Origin of the sequence: Xanthomonas sp. LMG 8993 (genome assembly GCF_009835065.2) — a bacterium.
In the GTDB taxonomy this organism is placed as follows: domain Bacteria; phylum Pseudomonadota; class Gammaproteobacteria; order Xanthomonadales; family Xanthomonadaceae; genus Xanthomonas; species Xanthomonas arboricola.
Window position 1 is genome coordinate 547,569 of the sequence record NZ_QVIF02000001.1, and the last position, 21,811, is coordinate 569,379.

Genomic DNA, 21,811 nt, shown 5'->3' on the forward strand with positions numbered 1-21,811 from the left:
CCCATGCGAGTTGCGATCTTTGGTACCGGCTATGTTGGTCTTGTCACCGGTACCTGTCTGGCGGAAGTAGGTCATCACGTTATCTGCGTGGATATCGACCAGGCGAAAGTTGATGGTCTCAATCGTGGGGTGATTCCCATCTATGAACCCGGCCTGGAGCCGATGGTGAAAGCCAACCACGCCTCTGGCCGGTTGCGCTTCACCACCGATGCGGCCGAGGCGATTGCGCACGGCGAAATCACCTTCATCGCCGTGGGCACGCCGCCGGACGAGGATGGCAGTGCCGACCTGCAGTACGTGCTGGCGGTTGCGCGTACCGTCGGTCGCCATATCGATGGCCCCTCGGTGGTCGTCAACAAGTCCACCGTGCCGGTCGGCACCGCCGACAAGGTGCGCGTGGCGATCCAGGAAGAGCTGGACGCACGCGGCGTGGACCATGAGTTCGATGTGGTCTCCAACCCCGAGTTCCTCAAGGAAGGCGACGCCGTGGCCGACTGCATGCGTCCGGATCGCATCGTGATCGGCGCCAAGAAGCCGGCGGCCATTGCCCGCATGCGTCGTCTGTATGCACCGTTCAACCGCAACCGCGACCGCATCGTGGAGATGGACGTGCGTTCGGCCGAGCTGACCAAGTACGCGGCCAATGCAATGCTGGCGACCAAGATCAGTTTCATGAACGAGATCGCCAATATTGCCGAGCGTGTCGGCGCGGACGTCGAGCACGTGCGTAACGGGATCGGTTCGGATCCGCGCATCGGCTGGCACTTCATCTACCCCGGCGCCGGTTATGGCGGCTCGTGCTTCCCGAAGGATGTGCAGGCACTGGCCAAGACCGCCGAACAGTACGGCATGGAGCCAACCCTGCTCAACGCGGTGGAAAGCGTCAACAACGCGCAGAAGGGGCACCTGTTCGAACTGGTGCAGCGGCATTACGGCGCCGAAGGCACCGGCAGCATTGCCGGCAAGACCTTCGCGGTGTGGGGCCTGGCGTTCAAGCCCAATACCGACGACATGCGTGCCGCGTCCAGCCGCCGTTTGATGGAGCAGTTGTGGGAAGCCGGTGCCACCGTGCGTGCCTACGACCCGGAAGCGACCCATGAAGCCAAGCGCATCTTCGGCGAGCGTGACGACCTGACCTTCTGCGATGAGGCATTTGCCGCATTGGAAGGCGCCGACGCCCTGGTTGTGGTCACCGAGTGGAAGCAGTTCCGCAGCCCGGATTTCGGCAAGATCAAGCAGGCCTTGAAGGACGACGTCGTGTTCGACGGCCGCAACCTTTACGACCCGCAGGAAATCGAAGCCGCAGGTCTGGCCTACTACGCCATCGGACGAGGCCGTTCGTTGCATGCATGAGCAACTCTCGCCGCGCGACCAGGAACTGGACGCGCGGTTGGTTGAACTGGAAACGCGCCTGTCCTTTCAGGAGCAGGCGCTCAATGAACTGAGTGAAGCACTTGCGGACGCCCGTTTGACGGGCGCCCGCAATGCCGAACTGATCCGCCACCTGCTCGAGGATCTGGGCAAGGTGCGCTCCACGTTGTTTGCCGACGCAGCGGATGAACCGCCGCCTCCGCATTATTGATTGCAGATTGCCACCGCCATGAGCGATACCTTACGTGACCAGTTGCTTGGGTTGGGCTTCAAGTCCGCGCCCAAGCCCGAACGCAAACCCGACGCACGGCCTGCCGCCCGTCAACATGGCAACGGTGGCAGGCCTGCGCCCGGCGGCAACAAGCCGGGCGGCCAGGCCAGGGGACCGCAGCGGCCGCATGCCGCTGCGGCGACCGACGGCAAGGGCGAGCGCAGGAATGACGGCAGGCCGGAGCGTCGCAACGATGGCAAGCCGGCAGGATCGCAACGTCCGCCGCAGTCCACGGCCGACCGCCGCGGACCCAGGCCGGCACGCACGCGTGAGGACATCGACCTGGCCAAGGCCTATGCGATCCGCGCACAACGCGAGAAGGACGAGCGTATCGAAGCCGAGCGGCTGAAACAGGAAGAAGCACGCCTGCGTCGCGAGGCCAAGGCCAAGCTCGAAGAGCTGCTCAAGGACAAGGGGCTCAATCATGCCGATGCGGATATCGCCCGGCATTTCCCGTATGGCGGCAAGATCAAGCGTATCTACGTGACTGCCGATCAGCTCAAGGCGCTCAACGCCGGCGAGCTTGGCGTGCTGCAGCTCAACGGTCGTTACCTATTGGTGACTGCCGAGGTACTGGCCGAAGCCGAAGCGGTATTCGCGCCATCGGTGGCATTGAAGGTGGACCCGAATGCGCCGGCTGGCGAAGACCCGTATGCCGATCCCCAGTACCAGGTGCCCGACGACCTGGTCTGGTAACGCTGCGTAGATAGGTTTGCGTTGGCACATGGGCACCAGATGGGTGCCCATCTGTTGAGTGGTGGTCAACCCGATTGCGTGGCCGCCAAGTGGATGCGGTCGATGCGTCAAGGCGGGAGATGTAGTTTTCCTGCATGGCGGCCCGTATGCGTTTTAGAGTGCGCCGCTCGGCCGTTCGCGATGAGGGGCGGCCGCTTATGTGCAAGTGACGAAACTTCGAGGATCAGGATGACGCGCTCGGCGACAGGGAATGCTTACTTCGCGCATATCGACGGATTGCGTGCATTGGCGGTGCTGTCGGTCATCGCCTATCACCTGGACGCCAGCTGGTTGCCCGGTGGTTTCACCGGCGTCGATATATTTTTCGTTATCTCGGGGTTTGTGGTCAGTGCGTCTGTCGATCGATTGCCGCGCATTGCGGTGGCCGCCGAGTTGGCGCGGTTTTATGCGCGCCGCTTGCGGCGTATCGCACCGGCCTTGCTGGTCTGCGTGCTGGTCACCGCGCTGTTTTCGACCTTGTTCATTCCCGAGTCGTGGCTGAGCGAAGCCAGCACCAAGACTGGACGCATGGCCTTGCTCGGGCTGAGCAACTGGGTGTTGGCCAGCGTCGGCCAGGATTATTTCTCGCCGCGTGCCGAGTTCAATCCGTATACGCAGACCTGGTCGCTGGGCGTGGAGGAGCAGTTCTATCTGCTGTTTCCGTGGATGTTCCTGGCCTGGATGCGTGGCGGTGCCGGACGTGCCTGGTCGCTGGGCCTGTTCGCGCTCGCCAGCGCGGCCTCGCTGGGCTATGCCTGGCAGCGCACGCAGGTGCCGGGACACGAGGTCACTTCCTTCTATCTGACCACCGCACGCTTTTGGCAACTGGGTGCCGGCGTGGTGTTGTTTCAGCTGATGGCACTGCTGCGCCGCCGCGACGGGCAGCGTGTGTTCGCAGCAGGCATCGGCCTGCCTGCACCGTTGCGCGCAGTGCTGTTGCTGTTGGCCTTGGCAGGCATCGGCAACGGACTGTGGAATGCGCGGCCTGGGCATTCGCCCTGGAGCGATGGCCTGTGGCCGGTGGTTGGCACGTTGGTGGTGTTGGCGTTGCTGCATCGGCACAGCGAGGGCTGGATCGGGCGCGTGTTGTCCGCCAGGCCGGTGGTGACGATCGGGCGCATCTCGTATTCGTTGTATCTGTGGCACTGGCCGGTGCTGGTGCTGCTGCGCTGGACGATCGGGCTGGATGCGGTGGCGGCCAAGCTGCTGGCGCTGGTGCTGACGGTTGTTTGCGCGGCGGCGTCGTATCGCTGGGTGGAACTGCCCTGGCGCAATCGGCGTATGGGTGGCTGGTCGAACGTGCGCGTGGTGATGGCCGGCCTCGCTGCGTTGGTGCTGGCCGTCGGCGGGCAATCGGCAGTGATCAAGTCGACGCCGTATACCTCGTTGAGTGTGGTCAGCCGCCACCCGCTGGATTGGTATGCGTATGCGCGCGGCTTGCGCAAGGAGCTGCCGGACTGCCGCCTGATCGCCAGCAACGCATCGGTGGGCGGGCAGCCGGTGCGCATCTTCGCGCGCGGGCAGTGTTCGCGTCCTGCGGCCAGTCAGCGCCAGGTCTTTGTGATCGGCGATTCGCATGCGCTGGCCTACAACGAAATGCTGCGGCGTTTTCCGTTGCTGGAAGGCGGCAGCGTGCGCATGTATGGCATGGCCGGGTGTGCGGTCGCATCGATGCAGCCGGGTGGTCAGGGCGCAGGTTGCGACGCGTTCCTGCGACCGGCGCTGGAGGACGTGGCGGGCAGGGCGCGTGCGGGCGATGTGCTGTTCCTGCCTGGTTTGCGGGTGCCGCGGCTGGCCGAGCAGGACGTGTTGTTCGACCTGCACGGCAATATCGCCACGCTGCAGAGCGAGCCGGCACAGCGCGAGCGCGATGCGACGGTGGCGGCGACGATCGCATTGCTGGCACCGGTGCAGGCGCGGGGCGTTCTGGTCGTGTTCGAAGCGCCCAAACCGGTGCTCAGGGCACCGCCTTACCGGTGTTCGGACTGGTTCAACCGTGGCAATGCGATCTGCGCCAACGGCATGCAGATCGAGCGCAAGGCGATGGAAGACTATCGCGCGCCGGCACTTGATGGATTGCGTCGCATCGCATCCGGGCTAGGGGGCGCCAGCATCTGGGACCCGCTGCCATCGCTGTGCGATGCGCAGGCGTGCGCGCCGACACAGCATGGCCGGCCGCTGTTCTTCGATGCCGACCACTTGAGCGGGTATGGCAACCGTGTGCTGCTGCCGGGTTTCGCGGCGCATCTGCGCGGCTTGCCGGCGTCGGCACCGGTGGCTCAATAAAGGACCGGCTGCTCAGCAAAGGTTGACGTGCCGCTGGCGATACACGGGCCGGTCACGGCGCGCGCGGCACCATCGCCGCGTTACTGTCGACGCAGCCGGGCATGGTGCCCACTGCGTCACTGCCCACTTCTGCCGATGGTGCCGCGTATGTCCATGTTGTCGAACGTGTTGAAGTCCCGTGCCGTTGCGTCGGTTGCCTCCACCGCGCGTGGCGCTTCGGGTTTGCAGGCGACGCGCGCCACGGTGTTGGCCGCTGCCATGTTTGCGTTATGCGGGATGAGTGGGCAGGCCGCTGCACAGACGGAGGATGCCCCTGCGTTCGACCGTCCCGGCATCCCGTTTGCCGCCGAAGTGCTGCAGCCAGGCGTGTTCGCCTGGGAGCAGGGTCTGCCGGATGCGAGTACCGATCGCAGCGACGGGCAGCGAATCACCCAGTACACCGCCGATACGGTGCTGCGCCTGGGCTTGTTCCAGAACGTGGAACTGCAGGTCGGCAGCGACAGCTACAACTGGCAGCACGGTGGCGGTGCGCATGTGCGTGGCGGAGGCGATAGCCATATCGGCCTGAAGGTGGCATTGCCGTCGCAGTCGGATAGCTTTCATTGGGCCGCGCTCGGCAGCTACAGCGTGCCGACCGGCAGCGCTGCCTTCAGCGATGGCTACGCGCGCGAACTGGGCGTGACCGCGTCCTGGGATCTGGCCCAGCAGCGCGCACTGGCGCTATACGTCAACTATGCGCGCGACAGCGACGGGCATACCTGGACCTTCTCGCCCAACTACACGTTCTTTTCCGGCGAGCGTTTCAGCAGTTATGTCGAGGCAGGCTTCGATACCGGCAGCGAGCATTCGCGCGTGGCCGGCGCCGGCGGTGCCTGGCAGTTGCCGCATGCGATGCAGCTGGATGTCTCGGTGCTGCGCGGGCTGACCTCGGAGAGCCCGGACTGGCAGGGCGGGATCGGCCTGTCGATTGCCTTTCAGTGATGGCAAGATGGAAGGCGGCGGCAGCGTCGCGGCCGCTTTCCATGTTGCACTGCCGCATGCATTGAGTGCCCGGAAAAGGCCTAATTGGATCGATCCAATCGACGCCAGATGCATGCGCACTTCTCCCATTGCAAGGTCGGCAACGTGACGCGTGCCAAACCGGCGCCCTCCGCTTCGGAGGACGGCGACGCGCGCCGTAACGGACGCGGGGCGGTGACCCTGCGCGATATCGCCAGTGCCATCGGCGTATCGCGCGCGACGGTGTCGTTGGTGCTGCGCGGCAGCCCGCTGGTGCATGCGAGCACGCGCGCGCGCGTGGAGGCCGAACTGGATCGGCAGCACTACGTCTACAACCGTGCTGCGGCCAATCTGCGCTGCCGCACCTCATCCAGCATCGCGCTGGTCATCAACGATCTGTCCAATCCGTTCTTTGCCGAATTCGCCGCAGGCGTGGACGAAGCGCTGGGCGCGGCGGGTTATGTGACCCTGCTCGGTAGCACCGGCGAATCGACGCAGCGCCAGCAGGCGGTGCTGACCTCGTTGATGGAGCACACCCCTGCCGGCATCATCCTGTCGCCGGCCGAAGGCAGCCAGGCACAGGCGCTGACCCAGGTGCTGGGACGTCAGCACAACGTGGTGTTGTTCAACCGCGAAGTGGAGGGCGCGGGCTGGGATCTGCTGGCGCTGGACAACGAGCAGGGCGCGTTGCTTGCCTGCGCGCATCTGATCGCGCAAGGCCATCGGCGCATCGTGTTCTTCGGTGGCCATGCCGAATCCAGTTCCTGCCGGCAACGCCGTGCCGGTTACGCGCGCGCGATGGCCGACGCCGGTCTGGCCGTGCATTACGTTGAATCCGCACCGAATCGACAGGATGCTGCGCTGTGCGCCGGTCGCATGTTGGACAGCGCCGATCACGATCGCGCAACTGCGGCGGTCTGCTACAACGATAGCGTCGCGTTGGGCCTGATGGCCGCGCTGGCGATGCATGGCATCGTGCCGGGGCGCGATTTCGCGGTGACCGGCTTCGACGATATCGCCGAAGCCGCGTTGTTCACGCCCGCGCTGACCACGCTGGCCGCAGATCCGCGCGCGCGCGGGCGCCAGGCTGCGCAATTGGTGTTGCAGCGTATCGGGAGTCCCACCCTTGCATCGCAGCGCCTGACCGCCGCAGTCGAATTGAAGATCCGCGCCAGCAGCGCCAGCGCGTTGAGCTCCGTGGTTCCGCTTCACTCCCCCAGCGATTCTCCCGCCCATTCCCCCACCAAGGCCTCAGGCCGCTGACCAGGCAATTCCTATGGTTTCCCTTTCCACGCAGTCCACAGCGCCTAGCGGCAACAAGGCGCCCGTCAACAACGGCGTTGCGTTGTCGGTCGTCACCACGATCTTCTTCATGTGGGGCTTTCTCACCTGCCTCAACGACATCCTGATCCCGCATCTGAAGGCGGTATTCGAACTCAACTTCGCGCAGGCGATGCTGGTGCAGTTCACCTTCTTCGGCGCGTATTTCCTGATGTCGCTGCCGGCCGGTTGGCTGGTGGCCAGGCTTGGCTATAAGCAAGGCATCGTGGCCGGGCTGGCGGTTGCCGCGGTCGGTGCGCTGGGCTTCTGGCCCGCAGCCGAACTGCGCGTCTATGGCGCATTTCTCGGCGCGCTGTTCGTGCTGGCCACCGGCATCACCATCCTGCAGGTGGCGGCCAACCCGTATGTTGCGCTGCTGGGTCCGGAGCGCAGTGCGTCCAGCCGCTTGACCCTGGCGCAGGCGCTCAATTCGCTGGGGACCGCGATCGCGCCGCTGTTCGGTGGCTGGCTGATCCTGTCCAACACGGTGATGAGCGGCGACCAGCTCAAGGTGCTGCCGGAAGCCGAGCAACTGGCCTATCGCGTGCAGGAAGCGCAAGCCGTGCAGGGGCCGTACATCGGTCTGGGCATCGTGCTGTTTCTGCTGGCGATCTTCGTGTTCCTGTTCCGTCTGCCGGCCCTGACCGATGCGGGCGCGCAGAAGGATGAAAGCAGGCATTCGCTGCTGGATGCGCTGGCGCATCCGCATGTGCGTTTTGGTGTATTGGCGATCTTCTTCTATGTCGGTGCGGAAGTGGCGATCGGCAGCCTGATGGTCAACTATTTCTCGTTGCCGCAGATCGGCGGGTTCACCGAACGCGAAGCGACCCACTACGTGTCGGCGTACTGGACGCTGGCGATGATCGGCCGCTTCATCGGTTCGGCCTTGCTGGCAAAGTTGTCGCCGCGCGTGCTGTTGTCGGTGTTCGCCGGGATCAACGCACTGCTGCTGGGCCTGACCATGGCCAGCGGCGGCATGCTGGCGGTGTATGCGCTGGTGGCGATCGGTCTGTTCAATTCGATCATGTTCCCGACCATCTTTACGCTGGGCATCGAGCGGCTTGGGCCGCTGACCGGCCGCGCCTCGAGCCTGTTGATCATGGCCATCGTCGGCGGCGCCATCGTGCCGTATCTGCAGGGCCTGCTGGCCGACAGCATCGGTCTGCACGAGTCGTTCGTGTTGCCGCTGGTGTGCTACCTGTACATCGTGTTCTACGGCATCTGGGGCTCGCGTCTGCGCGGCGCACTGGCGGAGGCACGCGCATGAATGCCTTGAAGAACCGGGTGGTATGTTTTGGCGAGGCCTTGATCGACATGCTGGCACTGCCGCAGGCCGGTCCGGATGAGGCGCGCACGTTTGCGCAATACGCCGGCGGTGCGCCGGCCAATGTCGCAGTCGCGGTGGCGCGCCTGGGTGGCGCAGCGCATTTCGTCGGCATGCTGGGGCGCGACATGTTCGGCGATTTTCTGCTGCAGAGCCTGCAGCAGGCCGGTGTCGCCACCGATGGCATCGTGCGCACCGATGAGGCCAAGACCGCGCTGGCCTTCGTGGCGTTGGATGAAGCCGGCGAACGCAGTTTCAGTTTCTATCGTCCGCCTGCGGCGGATCTGCTGTTCCGGCCGGAGCATTTCGCCGCGGACGGCTTCACGCAGGCTGCCGTGCTGCATGTGTGTTCCAACAGCATGACCGAGCCTGCGATCGCGCAATGCACGCTGGACGGCATGCGCCGCGCACGCGCCGATGGCGCCATCGTCAGCCTGGATCTCAACCTGCGCCCGATGCTGTGGCCGCAGGATGTGGACCCGGCTGCACTGCTGTGGGAGGCGTTGGCGCTTGCCGATGTGGTCAAGCTCTCGCGCGAAGAACTCGATTACCTGGCCGGCACGCTCGATGGCGACGCCAGCGCGGTCACCCGCAAGCTCTGGCAGGGCCAGGCCAGCTGGTTGCTGGTCACCGACGGTGGTGGCCCGGTGCACTGGCAGACACGCACCGATTCGGGTCAGGTACCGGCCTTCCGCGTGCAGGTGCGCGACAGCACGGCAGCGGGCGATGCGTTCGTCGGTGGCTTGCTGTTTCAGCTGGCGACGCGTGCATCCACGCTGGAGCAGCTGTCCGGCGATGCCGCTGCGATCACCGAGGTGATCCGCTTTGCCGCGGCGGTCGGCGCGCTGGCGGTGACGCGCAAGGGCGCGTTTGCGGCCATGCCGAGCGTCGATGAAGTCCATTCCCTGATCCAGGAACAATCATGAGCCGTTTGCCTGCGAGCCCCGCACCCGATTTCCGTTCGGCCGATGTACTGCGTCAGCATATCGCCGACACCATGGCGTTCTACCACCCGCGCGCGATCGACCCGGCGGGCGGGTTTTTCCAGTATTTCCGCGACGATGGTTCGATCTACGATGCCGGGCATCGGCATCTGGTCAGCAGCACGCGCTTCGTCTTCAACTACGCGATGGCGTATCGCGAATTCGGCGATGCGCAGTACCTGCAGGCGGTGCGTCACGGCCTGGACTATCTGCGCAACGTGCATCGCAATCCGGCCACCGGCGGTTACGCATGGACCCTGCGTGACGGCGTGGTCGAAGACGACATGAATCACTGCTACGGCGTGGCCTTCGTGCTACTGGCGTATTCGTGCGGCCTGAAGGCGGGTGTCGAGGAGGCGCGCGCATGGATGGACGAGACCTGGCAGCTGCTGGAAAAGCACTTCTGGGAGCCGGAATTCGGCCTGTACCGCGACGAGGCCGATGCGCAATTCAACTTCACCAGCTACCGCGGCCAGAACGCCAACATGCACATGTGCGAGGCGATGATCGCCGCGTACGAAGCCAGTGGCGAGCAACGCTACCTGGACCGTGCGCTGTCGCTGGCCGACACCATGACCCGGCGCCAGGCAGCCAAGGCCGACGGTCTGGTGTGGGAACACTACGATCTGCATTGGAACATCGACTGGGACTACAACCGCGACAATCCCAAGCACCTGTTCCGCCCCTGGGGTTTCCAGCCGGGCCATCAGACCGAATGGGCCAAGCTGCTGATGCTGCTGGATCGCTACGCACCGACCGACTGGTTGTTGCCGACCGCGCAACACCTGTTCGATGTGGCGGTGGAGCGCTCCTGGGATGCGCAGCGTGGCGGGCTGTATTACGGCTTCGACCCGGACGGTAAGGTCTGCGATGACGACAAGTACTTCTGGGTGCAGGCCGAATCGCTGGCGGCGGCGGCATTGCTGGCGCAGCGCAGCGGCGAGCCGCGCTATTGGCAGTGGTACGACAAGCTCTGGGCGTATTGCTGGGAGCACATGATCGACCACCGCTATGGTGCGTGGTACCGCATTCTGGATGCGGACAACCGCAAGTACAGCGACGAAAAGAGCCCCGCCGGCAAGACCGATTACCACACCATGGGCGCCTGCTACGAGGTCTTGAACGTGTTGCGGCCGGCTGCTTGATGCTGGCGTGATCAAGGGCGCCGCCGCGCAATGCGTCGGCGCCACGTAGGAGCGCACCCGGGCGCGACGAGGCTTTACCGGTAAAGCCTCGTCGCGCCCGGGTGCGCTCCTGCGATATCTGCAGTTTGCGGCTGTGCTTATTCCGGGTCGTAATCCAGATTCGATGCCAGCCAGCGTTCGGCCAGTGCCACGGTGATGCCCTTGCGTTTGGCGTAGTCGGCCACCTGTTCCTTACCCAGGCGCCCGACCACGAAGTACTGGCTCTTGGGATGGCTGAAGTAATAGCCGGAGACCGCTGCGGTGGGCAGCATCGCGAAACTTTCGGTCAGCGTCATCGTGGTATGACGCTCGGCATCGAGCAGGTCGAACAGGGTGCGCTTTTCGCTGTGCTCGGGGCAGGCGGGATACCCCGGTGCCGGACGAATGCCGCGATAGCGCTCGGCGATCAGCGCCTCGTTGTCCAGCGTCTCATCCTCCACATAGCCCCAGAATTCGGTACGCACGCGTTGATGCAGGCGCTCGGCCAGCGCCTCGGCCAGACGGTCGGCCAGGGCCTTGAGCAGAATCGAATTGTAGTCGTCGTGCGCGGCTTCGAACCGCGCCACATGCGGCTCGATGCCGATGCCGGCGGTGACCGCAAACACGCCGATCCAGTCCTGCTTGCCGCTGCTCTTGGGCGCAATGAAATCGGCCAGGCAGAAGTCGGGGCGGTCGACGGGTTTGTCGACTTGTTGGCGTAAGAAGTGCAAGAGCTGCCGGGATTGGGCATTCGGGATTTGGGATTGGCCGGGCTGCTGCGAATCTCCAATCCCGTTTGCCGAATCCCGGTGGTCTGTCAGCACCACTTCCACGTCATCGCCCACACTGTTTGCCGGCCACAGCCCGAACACCGCCTTCGCGGTCAGCCATTTTTCGGCGACGATGGTGCGCAGCATCTTGCGTGCATCGCGGTACAACTCGCTGGCCTGGATGCCGACCACCTCGTCGCTGAGGATCGCCGGGAACTTGCCGGCCAGCTCCCAGGCCTGGAAGAACGGGGTCCAGTCGATCAGCTCGATCAACTCCTGCAGCGGATAGTCGTCGAACACGTGCAGGCCTGGCTGACGCGGGGCGGGCGGTGTGTAGGTGTCCCAATCACCGTCGAAACGCTGTGCGCGTGCCTTTTCCAGCGACACCAGGCGTTTGGCGTCGCCGCGATTGCGATGGCGCGCGCGGATCTCTGCGTAGTCGGCATCGTTGGCGGCGACGAAGGCCTGGCGCAGGTCGCGCGAGATCAGCGATTGCGCAACGCCCACCGCGCGCGAGGCGTCCTTCACCCACACGGTGGGGGCGGCGTAATGCGGGTGGATCTTCAAGGCAGTGTGCGCGCGCGAGGTGGTGGCGCCGCCGATCAACAGCGGAATCTCGAAGCCTTGCCGCTGCATCTCGCGTGCGACATGCGACATCTCTTCCAACGACGGCGTGATCAGGCCGGACAAGCCGATCAGGTCCGCATTCTCTGCGCGTGCACGGTCCAGTATCACCTGCGCCGACACCATCACGCCCAGATCCACCACGTCGAAGTTGTTGCATGCCAGCACCACGCCGACGATGTTCTTGCCGATGTCGTGCACATCGCCCTTGACGGTGGCCATGATGATCTTGCCGTTGGACTTGCCGACATCGCCGGTCCGCAGCTTTTCCGCTTCGATGAAGGGCAGCAGGTACGCCACCGCCTTCTTCATCACACGCGCGGACTTGACCACCTGCGGCAGGAACATCTTGCCGGCGCCGAACAGGTCGCCGACCACGTTCATGCCGTCCATCAGCGGGCCTTCGATCACGTCCAGCGGGCGGGTGGACTGCTGGCGCGCTTCCTCGGTATCGGTTTCCACGAACGCATCGATGCCGTGCACCAGCGCATGCGCCAGCCGCGCACGCACCGGCTTCTCGCGCCAAGCCAGGTCTTCGACTTTCGCCGCGCCCTTGCTGCCTTTGTAGCGCTCTGCAATTTCGAGCAAGCGTTCGGTGCCGTCCTTGCGGCGATTGAGGATCACATCCTCCACGCGTTCGCGCAGTTCCGGGTCGAGCTCGTCGTAGATCGGCATGCCGCCGGCGTTGACGATGCCCATGTCCATGCCGGCCTTGATCGCATGGAACAGGAACACCGAGTGGATCGCCTGGCGCACCATCTCGTTGCCGCGAAACGAGAACGACACGTTGGAAACGCCGCCGGAAACATGGCAATGCGGCAGCGTGCGCTTGATCTGCCGGGTGGCTTCGATGAAGTCCACCGCGTAGTTGTCGTGCTCCTCGATGCCGGTGGCCACGGCAAAGATGTTCGGGTCGAAGATGATGTCTTCCGGCGGAAAGCCCACCTGCTCGGTCAGCACCTTGTAGGCGCGCGTGCAGATCTCGACCTTGCGCGCGCAGGTATCGGCCTGGCCGACTTCATCGAAGGCCATCACCACCGCGGCGGCGCCATAGCGCAGCACCTTGCGCGCCTGTTCGATGAACAGCGCTTCGCCTTCCTTGAGCGAGATCGAATTGACCACGCTCTTGCCTTGCAGGCACTTCAGCCCGGCTTCGATCACGCTCCACTTGGACGAATCCACCATCACCGGAATGCGCGCGATATCCGGCTCGGACATGATCAGGTTGAGAAAACGCGTCATCGCCTTTTCCGAATCGATCAGGCCCTCGTCCATGTTGACGTCGAGGATCTGCGCACCGTTGGCGACCTGCTGGCGCGCCACCTCCACCGCCTCTTCGTAGCGCTCTTCCTTGATCAGCTTGCGGAACTGCGCGCTGCCGGTAACGTTGGTGCGCTCGCCCACGTTGACGAACAACAGGTCCGGGGTGATGACCAGCGGTTCCAGGCCGGACAGGCGGGTGTGGCGGGGAGTGCTCATGCGATGCTCTGAAGAGGGGCGGCCGCGTTGCTAGCCCGGATCGGAAAAGGAAGTGACGGGACGCAGTCGTCCGCAATCATCCGGCGCTGCACGCCTGCTTCCCCCGCATGCGGATGAAGGTGCCCGAAGGACGGATGAGTGGCATCGCTCTGCATCACGCTGCCAGCTCCTGCGCGCCAGGCAATTGCCGCGGCGGCAGGTCGGCGACCGCTTGGGCGATCGCACGGATGTGATCCGGCGAGGTGCCGCAGCAGCCGCCGACCAGATTGAGCAGGCCGGCCTGCGCGAATTCGCGCAGGGTTTCGGCCATTTCTTCCGGGGTTTCGTCGTACTCGCCGAAAGCATTCGGCAGGCCGGCATTGGGATGCGCGCTGACGTAGGCGTCGGCAATCTGCGCCAGCGTTTCCACATGCGGGCGCAGGTCCTTGGCACCGAGCGCGCAGTTCAGGCCCACCGACATCGGCCGCCCGTGCGCGACCGAGGCGTAGAACGCCTCGGCCGTCTGGCCGGACAAGGTGCGTCCGGAGGCATCGGTGATGGTGCCGGAGATCATCACCGGCAGGCGCCCGCCGCGCGCTTCGAACACTTCCTCGATCGCATACAGCGCGGCCTTGGCGTTGAGCGTGTCGAAGATGGTTTCCACCATCAGCGTGTCGGCGCCGCCGTCGATCAGGCCGTCGATGGCCTCGCGGTAGGTGTCGCGCAAGGCATCGAAGCTGGTGTTGCGGTAGCCGGGGTCGTTGACGTCCGGGCTGATCGAGGCGGTGCGGCTGGTGGGGCCGAGCACGCCGATCACGAAGCGCGGTTTATGCGGGGTCAGCGCCTCGACTTCGTCGCAGCAGGCGCGCGCGACCTGCGCGCCGGCCTTGTTCAATTCGTAGACCAGATGTTCCAGGTGATAGTCGGCCTGGCTCACCGAGGTGGCGTTGAAGGTATTGGTTTCCAGCAGGTCGGCACCGGCGTCCAGATAGGCGCGATGGATGCCGGCGATGATCTCCGGGCGCGACAGCAACAGCAGGTCGTTGTTGCCTTTCAGGTCGTGGCCTTCCGGCGCGTGTGCGTGATCGCAGCCCGGGCCATGTACGTGCACCTGCGCGCTGTCGTAACCGTCGGCAAAGCGGCTGCCGCGGTAGTCGCGCTCCTGCAGATCGTGGCGCTGGATCATCGTGCCCATCGCGCCGTCGATGATGAGGATGCGTTCGGCGAGCGCGGCAGTGAGCCTGGCGGCGCGCTCGGGATGCAGCCAGGGCAGTGCAAACGGGATTGGAGATTGGGGATTGGATACCTGCGTCATGATTCAGCTCTCCGCGAAGCAGCGCCTTTGCTTTCAACGATTCCCGATTCCCGGTTCCCAATTCCCGGCTTCACCGCAATCAATGAAATCACCTCGAAATGCGGCGGGCGCTTCTCGCGCGTCACCGTCTCCAGGCTGGACACGTCCAGCCCGGCTTTCTCGGCAAACCTGCGCAGTTCCTTGGCAGCAAAGCCGAGATTGACATGGCCATAGGCATGCACCGCGGCACGGTGTTCGTGCTTGGCCAGGCTGCACAGCAACAGGCGGCCGCCGGGGCGCAGCACGCGCGCGGATTCGGCCACTGCCTGCGCCGGCTTGGCTGCGTAGGTGAGCGCATGCATCAGCACCACCAGGTCGAAGCTGGCATCGGGAAACGGCAACGCATGCATGTCACCCTCGCGCACTTCCACATTGCGCAGCTTGCGCAGGCGCTCGCTGGCGGCGGCGACCACGCGTGCGCTGGTGTCGATGCAGATGTAGCGGGTGGCATGTGGTGCCACCAGCTCGGCCAGCACGCCGTCGCCGGAGGCGATGTCGAGCACGTCGCCGGTTTCCAGCAAGGGCAGGGCGGTGCGCGCCAGCGCCTCCCAGGTGCGCCCCGGGGAGTAGTGCCGTTCCATGTCGCCGGCCACCGAATCGGCCCAGTTCTGGTCGGCGGCGCGGTTGGCCAGTACTGCCGCCACGCGCTCGGCGTCCTGACGCAGCAGCGGGTCGTCGCTGCCGGTGCTCAATGCCAGCCACAGGGCGCGCTGCGCCGGGTCCAGCGACACCTCATCGAAACGGTAGTAAGCCGACACGCCGGCGCGGCGGTCGCGCACCAGCCCGGCTTCCTTGAGCTTGGCCAGGTGCGTGGACACGCGCGGCTGGGCCAGGCGGGTGATCGCCGACAGCTCGGCCACGGTGAGTTCTTCCTGCTCCAGCAAGGTCAGCAGGCGGACGCGGGTGGCGTCGGCAAATACCTTCAGGCGCGCCGACCAGTCTTCCAGATCCATGAATATCTCTATATCGCGATATGGAGATATTTTCGGCCGGGCAGGGTGTGGGGTCAACTACATACGCATGCGAATGGTTGGGGCTACAATGGGCGCTCAGCCTAGGCCTGGAGGGGTGCGACGTGGATTTCAGCTTTACCGAAGAACAATTGATGATCCAGGATGTGGCGCGCCGCATCGCCCAGGAAAAGATCGCCCCCAGCGCGGAGCAGTTCGATCGCAGCGGCGAGTTTCCGCTGGAGAACATCCGCCTGCTCGGCGAGAACGGCCTGATGGGCATCGAGGTGCCGGCCGAGTACGGTGGGGCCGGCATGGACCCGATCAGCTATGCGCTGGCAATGATCGAGATCGCCGCCGCCGACGGCGCGCATTCCACCATCGTGTCGGTCAACAACTCGCTGTTTTGCACCGGCATCCTGAAGAACGGCAGCGAGGCGCAGAAACAGCTGTACGTGCGCGCGATCGCCGAAGGCGCGCAGATCGGCGCGTTCGCACTGACCGAGCCGCAGTCCGGTTCGGATGCCTCGGCGATGCGCTGCCGCGCAGTCAAGCAGGCCGATGGCAGCTTCGTGATCAACGGCAAGAAGAGCTGGATCACTTCCGGCCCGGTCGCCAAGTACATCGTGTTGTTTGCGGTGACCGAGCCGGACAAGGGCTCGCGCGGCATCACTGCCTTTATGGTCGACGCCGATCGCGCCGGCTTCCATCGCGGCAAGACCGAGCCCAAGCTCGGCATCCGTGCCTCGGCTACCTGCGAGATCGAGTTTGCCGATTACATCGCCCAGCCCGACGAAGTGCTGGGCGTGGAAGGCGAGGGCTTCAAGACCGCGATGAGCGTGCTCGACGCCGGGCGTATCGGCATCGCTTCGCAGGCAGTCGGCATCGCACGTGCGGCCTATGAGGCGACCCTGGCCTACGTCAAGGAGCGCAAGGCCTTCGGTGCGGCCATCGGCACCTTCCAGATGACCCAGGCCAAGATCGCCGACATGAAGTGCAAGCTGGATGCAGCGCTGCTGCTGACGCTGCGCGCGGCCTGGTTGAAGGGGCAGGGCCAGAAGTTCGGCACCGAAGCGGCCGTGGCCAAGCTCACCGCCTCGGAGGCGGCGATGTGGATCACCCATCAGGCGGTGCAGATCCACGGCGGCATGGGCTATTCGAAGGAAATGCCGCTGGAGCGTTACTTCCGCGACGCCAAGATCACCGAAATCTACGAAGGCACCTCGGAAATCCAGCGCCTGGTGATCGCGCGTGGCGAGACCGGCTTGCGCTGAAGGGCCTGATCCGGCAGTACGCCGCGGTCGACACCATCGGCCCGAGCTGCGCAGCAGTCGATCCGGCACCGTGACGCTGGCGATTGCCTCACCCTGTGTAGGAGCGCGCTTGCGCGCGAAACGGCGTTCTCGATAACGCCCCATCGCGCGCAAGCGCGCTCCTACGCAAACGTGGGCGCTCAGATGTCACAGAGGCACCGTGTCATTGGCCTGGCGCCGGCACACCGCAAGCAACGTCACAGTCTTACATCGCGCGTAGTTGCGCCCGACCTTGTCGCGCGCGGCGCGCGCGGATCACAATCGCAGCTTCTCTGGCCTCTGGTGCGCGCATGCCCCGGTCCTTGCACGCTGTGTTTTCCCGCCTTTCGTTGTCGGCCTGTGTTCCGGTGCTGGTGTGTTGGGGGCTGTTGCTGGTCTGCGCTGCGGCAAGTGCGCAAACGCCACCGCCTTCGATCGTGCCCACCGACCGCCTGCAGGAAGCCTGGTGGGCGCAGCGGCATGCGCAGGTGCTGGAGCAGGTGAAACAGCACGCCGACACGCCGCTGTTGTTGATCGGCGATTCGATCACCCAGAACTACGAAAAAGCCAAGGCACCGGACGAGGATTTTCAGCCGACCTGGCAGACCTTCTACGGCAGCCGTGGCGCGCTCAACCTGGGCTTCAGCGGCGACGGCACCGAGAACGTGCTGTGGCGGCTGGCCAATGGTGAGGTCGATGGCCTGCAGCCCAAGGTCGCGCTGGTATTGATTGGTACCAACAACACCGGCCACCTCGGCCAGACCGCGGAGCAGGCCCAGCTCGGTATCGATGCGGTGGTGGCGGCGATCGAACAAAAATTGCCGCGCACCCAGATCTTGCTGGTGGGTGTGCTGCCCAGCGACATCTCCGGCGAGAAGTCGCGCCGCGATGCGCAGATCAACCAGGGCCTGGCGGTGCGCTATGGCGACAATCCACGCGTGACCTATCTGGATGTGGGGTCGATCTTCCAGCGCGACGGCAAGCTGCGCACCGAGCTGTTTTACGACACCCGCTTCCGCCCGCCGGCTGCTGCCCTGCATCCGGACACGCAAGGTCAGCGCATGCTGGCCGAGGCGATCGAGCCGACCCTGGCGCGCCTGCTGGGCGAGCCGCCGGTCAAGCCGGTTGCCGCGCTGGGCCGCGATTTTGCGACCTCGCTGATTCCGGTCGACCGTCTGGAGCAGGACTCCTACGACTGGTATGCGCGTCACCATGCGGCGCTGGCCGCAGCGCGCACGCTCAAGCCCGAGGTGGTGATGATCGGCGATTCGATCACGCACTTCTGGGCCGGCACACCGCAGGCCACGCGTGTCAGTGGCCCCGAGTCCTGGAGCTGGTTGTACGGCAGGGTCCCGGTGCTGAATCTGGGCTTTGGCTGGGACCGCACCCAGAACGTGCTGTGGCGCATCCGCCAGGGCGAGCTCGACGGCCTGGATCCGCGCTGGGTGGTGCTGCATATCGGCACCAACAACCTCACCGGCACCGCGCAAGCGCGCGCCTCCACGCCGGCCGAGACCGCCCAGGGCGTGGAGGCGGTGGTGAGCGAGGTGCGTCGCCGTTTGCCCAGGAGTCAGCTGATCCTGATGGCGATCATGCCGCGCGGCCGCGATGCCGGGGATGCGCAGCGCGCGCCCATTGCCGAGACCAATCGGCTGCTGGCCGCGCGTTATGGCAAGGATCGGTCCGTGCGTCTGGTCGACATCGGTCCTCGGATGCTGCAGCCGGACGGGACCTTGCCCGAGGCGCTGATGCCCGACGGCACCCATCCCAGTGAGACCGGGTACGCGATCTGGGCCACGGCGCTGCGCGAGGCAGGCATCACGGCAACGCCATAGGCCGTCCTGCGCTGCGGAGTCAGGGCAGCGGCGTCGAAGAGGGCGCTGCTGTCGTGTAGCAGGCTATCCGGTTGCACGGTTGCCGCGTCATGGCGTGAGCGGAATGAAGCGCCGGCCGCCGATCAATAGCGGGCTGCCATCGGCCGGCAACGCAGGCGCACGGCTACCAGCAGAACTTTTCGGACCCCAGAAACCAGAAGACCCCCGATCGCTCGGAGGTCTTTTTAAACTGGTGCCCAGAAGAGGACTCGAACCTCCACGAAGTTGCCCCCGCTAGCACCTGAAGCTAGTGCGTCTACCAATTCCGCCACCTGGGCAGGTGAGCCGCGAATTTTGCAGACTCCCGGCGGGCTTGTCAATGCCTGGTGGCAGGCAATTGCGACCGGCCAGGCGAGGCGTGCCGCCCATGGCGCGGCCGCAAGGGGTACCATGTAAGCAATGACAAAGAAAAACACCCCAGATTCCGATCGGCCCAGTCGCCGCAAGTCCACCAGCCCGGGCGAGTCCACCACCGCCGAAAAGCAGAAGTTGCCGGGCTGGATGCCGGACTTCCTGGTCCGCGCCGCCGCCGGTGCGTCGACCAAGTCCGCCAACAAACGCGCTGCCGACAAGGCCGCCAACGCTTCGCCAGAGCTGCCGGTAGCGCCTGCGCTGCCCACGCCGCCGGCACCACGCGCACCGCATCCGCGCAAGAGCGGTCCGCCGGCGCCGCCGCCGGAACGCTTCCAGCAGGCGCCGACCGAAGCGTCCGCGCCGGCGGCGGAGTTCAAGGACCCGCATGCCGACCGCGAGGCACTGCGCTACGCCGAGCCGATCGCCAGCCGCGAGGCCATCCTGCAGTTGCTCGACGCCTGCGATGGCCCGCAGACCGCCGAGGAAATCGCCGAACAACTCAATCTCAGCGACCGCATCGACGCGCTGGGCAAGCGCCTTGCAGCGATGGTGCGCGAAGCGCAGCTGGTGCAGAACCGTCGCGGCGGCTACGCGCCGGTGCAGCAGACCAGCCTGATCGCCGGCGTGGTGATCGCCAATCCGGAAGGCTTCGGTTTCCTCAAGCCGGACGAGGGTGGCGACGACCTGTTCCTGCCGCCTTATGAAATGCGCAAGGTCATGCACGGCGATCGTGCGCTGGCCAACGTCACCGGCATCGACCGCCGCGGCCGTCGCGAAGGTGCGATCGCCCGCGTGCTCGAACGCCGCATGTCGCGCATGCTCGGACGCTTCTTCTACGAGCATGGCGTGGCCTATGTCGACCCGGACGACAAGCGCGTGCAACGCAACGTGCAGATCGCACCTGACGGTATCGGCGAGGCGCGCGAAGGGCAGTTGGTGGTGTGCGAACTGATCGCGCCGCCGGACGCGCGGCGCCCGGCGATCGGCAAGATCATCGCGGTGCTCGGCGACAAGCTCACCCCGTCGCTGGTGGTGGAGATGGCCATCCACGGCCATGAGCTGCCGCACGAATTTCCGCAGGAAGTGCTGGACGAGGCCGCGGCAGTGCCGTTGGTGGTCGAGCCGCAGATGATCGGCGGGCGCGTGGATCTGCGGCAGATGCCGCTGGTCACCATCGACGGCGAAGACGCCAAGGATTTCGACGACGCGGTGTATTGCGAGCCCAATGTCGACGGTTTCCGTCTGGTGGTGGCGATCGCCGACGTGTCCAACTATGTGCGTCCGGGCACGCCGCTGGACGATGAAGCACAGAAGCGTGCCACCTCGGTGTATTTCCCGGGGTTCGTGGTGCCGATGCTGCCGGAGACGCTGTCCAACGGCATCTGCTCGCTGATGCCCAAGGTCGACCGCATGTGCTTTGTCTGCGACATGCAGGTGGGGCGCGACGGCGAAGTCACCGGTTCGCGTTTCTACGAAGCGGTGATGAACTCGCATGCGCGCCTGACCTATAACCAGGTCTGGAAGGCGGTGGGCGAAGACGACGCCGACACCAAGGCCTTCATCGGCCCGTTGCTGCCGCAGGTGCAGCGCCTGCACCAGCTGTACAACGTGCTGTCCAAGGCGCGCACGCAGCGTGGCGCGATCGAGTTCGAAACCTCCGAAGTGCGCTTCGTGCTCGACAACACCGGCGAAGTCACCCAGGCCGGCATGCTGGTGCGCAACGATGCGCACAAGTTGATCGAAGAATGCATGATCGCCGCCAACGTCGAGGCCGCGCGTTACCTGCTGAGCATGCATGTGCCGGCGCCGTACCGCGTGCACGAGCGGCCGCCGGAGAGCAAGTACGAAGACCTGCTGGAGTTCCTCAAGGAATTCCAGCTGAGCCTGCCGGCATGGAGCAAGGTGCGCCCCGGCGACTACACCAAGTTGCTGAAGAAGGTGCGTGCGCGCCCGGATGCGGCGCTGCTGGAATCGGTGCTGCTGCGCAGCCAGAGCCTGGCGGTGTATTCGCCGGACAACAACGGTCACTTCGGTCTGGCGCTGGAGGCGTATGCGCACTTCACCTCGCCGATCCGGCGTTACCCGGACCTGCTGGTGCACCGCGCGATCAAGCACGCCCTGACCGGCGCCAGCCCGGAAAAATACATCTATACCCCGCGTCAGATGGCGGCCTTGTCGCTGCAGTGTTCCGAGCGTGGTCGGCGTGCCGACGAAGCCGAACGTGAAGTCGACGAGCGGTATCGCGCCGCGTGGATGGAAAAGCATGTCGGCGGCCAGTTCGATGGCGTGATCAGCGGCGTGACCGGGTTCGGCCTGTTCGTGGAGTTGACCCAGTCCAAGGTCAATGGCCTGGTGCATGTCACCCAGCTGCCGCAGGACTATTACCAGTTCGATCCGATTCGCAAGACGCTCAGTGGCGAGCGCCGTGGCCGCACGTTCCGTCTGGGCGATCCGGTGCGGGTGCTGGTGCTGAAAGCCAGCATGGAGGAGCGCAAGATCGACTTCCGCCTGGCAGAGGATCGCGGCGATTCGCCCGAACCGCCGCCGCCGCCGAGTGCTCAGCCGGCCAAGCGCAAGAAGAGGCAGTACTAAGCGCGTCTTCAGGACCGCGAGCCGCCGTCCGACGGCGGCTCGCGATGCGTGCGGACCGCCGGATATGAGCGGCAGGTCGTTGCGGGCAGAC

Annotated in this window: 15 protein-coding genes and 1 tRNA gene; 12 read left to right on the forward strand and 4 right to left on the reverse strand. The window is 65.2% G+C overall.

Going from position 1 to position 21,811, the window contains the following annotated elements; genetic code table 11:
- The first annotated feature begins 3 nt into the window (after nt 1-3).
- The 9 genes from DYQ94_RS02310 to DYQ94_RS02350 all read left to right on the forward strand — a co-directional run bounded on the left by DYQ94_RS02310 (nt 4) and on the right by DYQ94_RS02350 (nt 10,434).
- Entirely contained in the window at nt 4-1,353 is a 1,350-nt protein-coding gene (locus DYQ94_RS02310) for a UDP-glucose dehydrogenase family protein (RefSeq protein ID WP_024939343.1), read from the forward strand.
- On the forward strand, nt 1,346-1,582 hold the full coding sequence (locus tag DYQ94_RS02315; protein WP_024939344.1) for a SlyX family protein: 237 nt from the start codon (nt 1,346-1,348) through the stop codon (nt 1,580-1,582). Before DYQ94_RS02310 ends, DYQ94_RS02315 begins: the two co-directional genes overlap by 8 nt.
- Nucleotides 1,583-1,600: 18 nt before the next feature.
- On the forward strand, nt 1,601-2,338 hold the full coding sequence (locus DYQ94_RS02320; RefSeq protein WP_326520553.1) for a DUF2058 domain-containing protein: 738 nt from the start codon (nt 1,601-1,603) through the stop codon (nt 2,336-2,338).
- A gap of 228 nt (nt 2,339-2,566) precedes the next feature.
- Nucleotides 2,567-4,663, forward strand: a complete 2,097-nt coding sequence (locus DYQ94_RS02325; protein WP_184428993.1) for an acyltransferase family protein — start codon at nt 2,567-2,569, stop codon at nt 4,661-4,663.
- 135 nt (nt 4,664-4,798) lie between these two features.
- Entirely contained in the window at nt 4,799-5,644 is an 846-nt protein-coding gene (locus DYQ94_RS02330) for a transporter (RefSeq protein ID WP_126965575.1), read from the forward strand.
- Between the two features lie 108 nt (nt 5,645-5,752).
- Entirely contained in the window at nt 5,753-6,925 is a 1,173-nt protein-coding gene (locus tag DYQ94_RS02335; protein WP_160955095.1) for a LacI family DNA-binding transcriptional regulator, read from the forward strand.
- Nucleotides 6,926-6,938: 13 nt separating this feature from the next.
- Nucleotides 6,939-8,249, forward strand: a complete 1,311-nt coding sequence (gene fucP / locus DYQ94_RS02340; protein ID WP_039511711.1) for an L-fucose:H+ symporter permease — start codon at nt 6,939-6,941, stop codon at nt 8,247-8,249.
- Complete coding sequence (locus DYQ94_RS02345) at nt 8,246-9,232, forward strand: carbohydrate kinase family protein (protein ID WP_065048867.1); 987 nt, start codon at nt 8,246-8,248, stop codon at nt 9,230-9,232. Before fucP ends, DYQ94_RS02345 begins: the two co-directional genes overlap by 4 nt.
- Complete coding sequence (locus DYQ94_RS02350; protein WP_160955093.1) at nt 9,229-10,434, forward strand: AGE family epimerase/isomerase; 1,206 nt, start codon at nt 9,229-9,231, stop codon at nt 10,432-10,434. Before DYQ94_RS02345 ends, DYQ94_RS02350 begins: the two co-directional genes overlap by 4 nt.
- Nucleotides 10,435-10,571: 137 nt before the next feature.
- Here the strand turns inward: DYQ94_RS02350 and metH are convergent, their stop codons facing one another.
- The 3 genes from metH to DYQ94_RS02365 all read right to left on the reverse strand — a co-directional run bounded on the left by metH (nt 10,572) and on the right by DYQ94_RS02365 (nt 15,611).
- Nucleotides 10,572-13,325 carry a methionine synthase gene (metH, locus tag DYQ94_RS02355; RefSeq protein ID WP_160955092.1) on the reverse strand — a complete coding sequence of 918 codons (2,754 nt, stop codon included), beginning with the start codon at nt 13,323-13,325 and terminating at the stop codon, nt 10,572-10,574.
- A 154-nt stretch (nt 13,326-13,479) separates the two neighbouring features.
- Nucleotides 13,480-14,619: a homocysteine S-methyltransferase family protein gene (locus DYQ94_RS02360; RefSeq protein ID WP_160955091.1), complete on the reverse strand. Its 1,140-nt coding sequence runs from the start codon at nt 14,617-14,619 to the stop codon at nt 13,480-13,482.
- Nucleotides 14,616-15,611, reverse strand: coding sequence for an ArsR/SmtB family transcription factor (locus DYQ94_RS02365; RefSeq protein ID WP_024940812.1), 996 nt, complete (start codon nt 15,609-15,611; stop codon nt 14,616-14,618). The genes DYQ94_RS02360 and DYQ94_RS02365 overlap by 4 nt, the downstream gene beginning before the upstream one ends.
- Before the next feature lie 152 nt (nt 15,612-15,763).
- Between DYQ94_RS02365 and DYQ94_RS02370 the strand changes: the two genes are divergently transcribed.
- Nucleotides 15,764-16,882 carry an acyl-CoA dehydrogenase family protein gene (locus DYQ94_RS02370; protein WP_225874194.1) on the forward strand — a complete coding sequence of 373 codons (1,119 nt, stop codon included), beginning with the start codon at nt 15,764-15,766 and terminating at the stop codon, nt 16,880-16,882.
- A 329-nt stretch (nt 16,883-17,211) separates the two neighbouring features.
- Entirely contained in the window at nt 17,212-18,735 is a 1,524-nt protein-coding gene (locus DYQ94_RS02375; protein WP_104574966.1) for a platelet-activating factor acetylhydrolase IB subunit, read from the forward strand.
- Nucleotides 18,736-18,965: 230 nt separating this feature from the next.
- Here DYQ94_RS02375 and DYQ94_RS02380 read toward each other — a convergent pair.
- Nucleotides 18,966-19,052, reverse strand: a tRNA-Leu gene (locus tag DYQ94_RS02380).
- A 121-nt stretch (nt 19,053-19,173) separates the two neighbouring features.
- On the opposite strand from DYQ94_RS02380, the gene rnr reads away from it, so the two are divergent.
- On the forward strand, nt 19,174-21,720 hold the full coding sequence (gene rnr / locus DYQ94_RS02385; protein ID WP_160955090.1) for a ribonuclease R: 2,547 nt from the start codon (nt 19,174-19,176) through the stop codon (nt 21,718-21,720).
- Nucleotides 21,721-21,811: the final 91 nt, after the last annotated feature.